This window comes from Pedobacter sp. (assembly GCF_045628745.1).
Lineage (GTDB): Bacteria > Bacteroidota > Bacteroidia > Sphingobacteriales > Sphingobacteriaceae > Pedobacter.
In genome coordinates, this window is record NZ_JAZQPU010000324.1 from 1 (window position 1) to 3228 (window position 3228).

Consider the following 3228-nt stretch of genomic DNA (forward strand, 5'->3'; position numbering starts at 1 on the left):
GATTCATCCATCCTCACCCAGCTGCGGTATTTTCCCTATATCCAACTAGGGGTTATTGCACTATTTTTACTCACTGCCTATGTAGCCTTCAGTTCTGCCAGAAAATCTGAGCAAGACCAGGTATGGGTGGGTATGGCCAAAGAAACAGCACATCAGTTAGGAACGCCCATCTCTTCGCTAATGGCCTGGGTGGAGTTGATGAAATCAAGGTTTAATGCCGAGGATGACCCGCTGATTGCGGAGATGGAAAACGATATCAAAAGGCTGGAGGTGGTAACTGATCGTTTTTCCAAGATTGGATCAAAACCCGTACTCGAAGACCACGTTGTCTTTCTGGTGATCAGTAATTTTATTGATTATTTTAAATTAAGAACCTCCGATAAGATTATCTTTAACATTACCGGCGATGAGCAGGTAAGGGCCTTGTTAAATGTGCCCCTATTTGACTGGGTAATTGAAAACCTGTTGAAAAATGCAGCCAATGCCATCTCTAATGAAGGCAGTATCACCGTGAATATCGTGGAGAACCTTGCTAAAGAAGAAGTTTTTATTGATGTTACCGATACCGGTAAGGGTATACAGCGCTCTAAGTTCGATGCGGTATTTCAACCCGGTTATACCACCAGGAAACGTGGCTGGGGATTAGGCCTGTCGCTTACGCGAAGGATTATTGAGAATTACCATAGTGGAGAAATATTTGTTAAAGAATCAGAATTGGGAAGAGGTACTACCTTCCGCATCATCTTAAAAAGCAGTCTCACTTATGAACCGACCACAACCTAGCGAATACCCTCAATGGGGTGAGCAATACATCAGCCTCGTAGAGGAAGAAGATATATTAACTTTATTGGAAAGACAGGCAACCGAGTTTCCCGACTTTCTGAATAATTTTATTGAAAAAGCAGATTATGCTTATGCACCCGGCAAATGGACTATTAAAGAGCTGGCAGGCCATTTGATTGATACGGAGCGTATTTTATGCTTCCGTTTACTGTCTTTTGCCCGTGGCGAACAGGCAGATTTACCTGGTTTTGAAGAAGATGACTATGTTAAAAATGCAAATTTTCAACCCCGGAGTTTACTGAGCCTGGGCGAAGAGTTTTCACTGCTGAGAAGAGCCAACCTCTATCTTTTTAAATCTTTAACAGAGGAAGCCTTAAATCGCAGTGGAATGGCATCTGGCAGGTATATTACCGTTAGAGCTATTTTATTTATTATTGCGGGACATATTATTCACCATACCAGAATCATTAAAGAACGTTACGCGGATGTGGTTTAGAGATTTTACCCTCGAAGAAATTAATGGCAGGCCTAAAAACCATATCGGTGCCTTACTAGGCATCGAATTTACCGCTTTTGGTGATGATTTTATGGAGGCCACTATGCCTGTTGATGAAAGAACCCACCAACCGGCAGGCATCTTACATGGCGGGGCCTCCGTGGTGTTAGCAGAATCTTTGGGCAGCATTGCCTCTTACTTATGCATAGACCCTGAAAAACACCTTGCTGTTGGCCTTGAAGTAAATGCCAATCATTTGCGCCCTGTAAAAAGCGGTTCAGTAAAAGGTATTTGCAAACCCTTGCACATTGGTGCTAAAACCCATGTATGGGAAATTAAAATATATACGGATAAAGGTAAAATGAGCTGCATCAGCCGACTTACCGTAGCCATCATTCCAAAGCCTCAATCTTAAATTGCCTCTTGCTGTCTAAAATTATCAGCAAAGCCTGTAACCTGCATTCAAAACGTGTAGTCTTAGCTGTTATAAAAGATTTATTGAATTTATAACCTTTAAAACACACGACAATGGGACCGGAAATTGTATTTATTTTTTTAATTATTTGTGCCTCGGCAATGATATTTGGCATCAGGTATATGTCAAACAAAGAAAAGATGGCCATGATAGAACGCGGCATTGACCCGGGTATCTATAAATCCAGAATTTCTGCACCTAAGCCATTTTTAAGTTTAAAGATAGGGTTATTATTGGTTGGGCTGGGTATTGGCCTTCTGGTTGCCTTATTTACTACAGTAAACCTTTATCTGCGTAGAGAACAAAGTGTAGCTGTGTACTTTGGCAGTTTAAGTATTTTTGGAGGCCTGGGCTTAATCGTGTCTTACCTCATTGAGAAAAAATGGTTAGACGAACAGCCGCAAGGTAAATTACAATCCTAAGGCACCATTATGCAACAGCCAACTGATGAGGCAATTATTAAAGCTATACTTGCCGGCAATACAAGCGCTTATGCAGATCTTGTGCGCCGGCATCAGCGTTTTGTCTTTACCATGGCGATGAAATTTACCAGGAACCGTGAAGATGCCGAGGAGGTTGCCCAGGACAGCTTTATCAAGGCTTACCGGGCATTGGCTACTTTTAAACAGGATGCTAAATTCAGCACCTGGTTATATACAATAACTTATACCACTGCCATGTCTTTTTTAAGGAAAAAGCGCGTGTTAACCCAATCTATAGACGAGGAAGAAAGCAGCCTTCAGCTACAAAATCATATCTCAGCCTACAATGCCGATGTGGTGGAGCAAAAATCTAAATATGCCTACCTTAACCTTGCCATCTCCATGTTAGCTGCTGACGATGCTGCTTTAATTAACCTTTTTTACCAGGCGGAGCAAAGTCTGCTTGAAATTGCCAAGGTATTGAACATGGAAAGCAATACCGTAAAAGTGAAGTTGCACCGGGCGAGGATTCGGTTAAAAGAGAAATTGGAATATTTGTTGAAAGAAGAAGTAAAGGAGTTATGATGAAAAGTTTGGAAGAGCAAATCTGGGAATATATTGACGGACTGGGCACGGCGCAGGAAAGAGCAGCACTGGAGAAAAAAATTGCTGCCGACCCTGCATTTAAAGCCCTTTATCAAGAATTGATGGAGCTTAACCAGCTGATGGGCACCATTGAACTGGAAGAGCCCTCTATGGGTTTTACCAGAAACATCATGGAGCAAATAAAGCTTGAGCCTGCTCCTGCTGCTTTAAACACCCAGGTTGATAAACGCATTATTTATAGCCTGGCAGCGGTATTTTTACTGAGTATTTTTACCGCTTTAGCCTATGTGCTTGCCAACAGTTCATTTACACCTATGGAAAATCCTTCCTTTAATTTTAGGATTAACCTTGATCAACTGATCAATCCATTGGTGCTGCAGATCTTTTTGTATATGGATGCTATTTTGATTTTGCTCTACCTCGACCGCTTGTATAGAAGTAAAAAA

The 3228-nt window shown here is 41.6% G+C and carries 6 protein-coding genes; all 6 read left to right on the top strand.

All coding sequences use genetic code 11. The features are described 5' to 3' along the window. Positions 1–783 (top strand): sensor histidine kinase (locus ACR2F7_RS11995; RefSeq protein ID WP_432713797.1); only part of this gene is annotated, 783 nt, incomplete at its 5' end. Continuing rightward, the gene (locus tag ACR2F7_RS12000; protein WP_432713798.1) at positions 764–1279 is read left to right on the top strand and encodes a DinB family protein; all 516 of its coding nucleotides are present in this window, start codon (positions 764–766) and stop codon (positions 1277–1279) included. The genes ACR2F7_RS11995 and ACR2F7_RS12000, both read left to right, overlap by 20 nt. Then, a complete protein-coding gene (locus ACR2F7_RS12005) occupies positions 1269–1694 on the top strand; it encodes a hotdog fold thioesterase (RefSeq protein ID WP_432713799.1) in 426 nt (141 codons plus the stop codon). Before ACR2F7_RS12000 ends, ACR2F7_RS12005 begins: the two co-directional genes overlap by 11 nt. A 113-nt stretch (positions 1695–1807) precedes the next feature. Next, a complete protein-coding gene (locus ACR2F7_RS12010) occupies positions 1808–2176 on the top strand; it encodes a DUF6249 domain-containing protein (protein WP_432713800.1) in 369 nt (122 codons plus the stop codon). 9 nt (positions 2177–2185) lie between these two features. Continuing rightward, entirely contained in the window at positions 2186–2761 is a 576-nt protein-coding gene (locus ACR2F7_RS12015; protein ID WP_432713801.1) for an RNA polymerase sigma factor, read from the top strand. Next, positions 2758–3228: anti-sigma factor family protein (locus tag ACR2F7_RS12020; RefSeq protein ID WP_432713802.1), on the top strand; the 471-nt coding region annotated here is incomplete at its 3' end. The genes ACR2F7_RS12015 and ACR2F7_RS12020, both read left to right, overlap by 4 nt.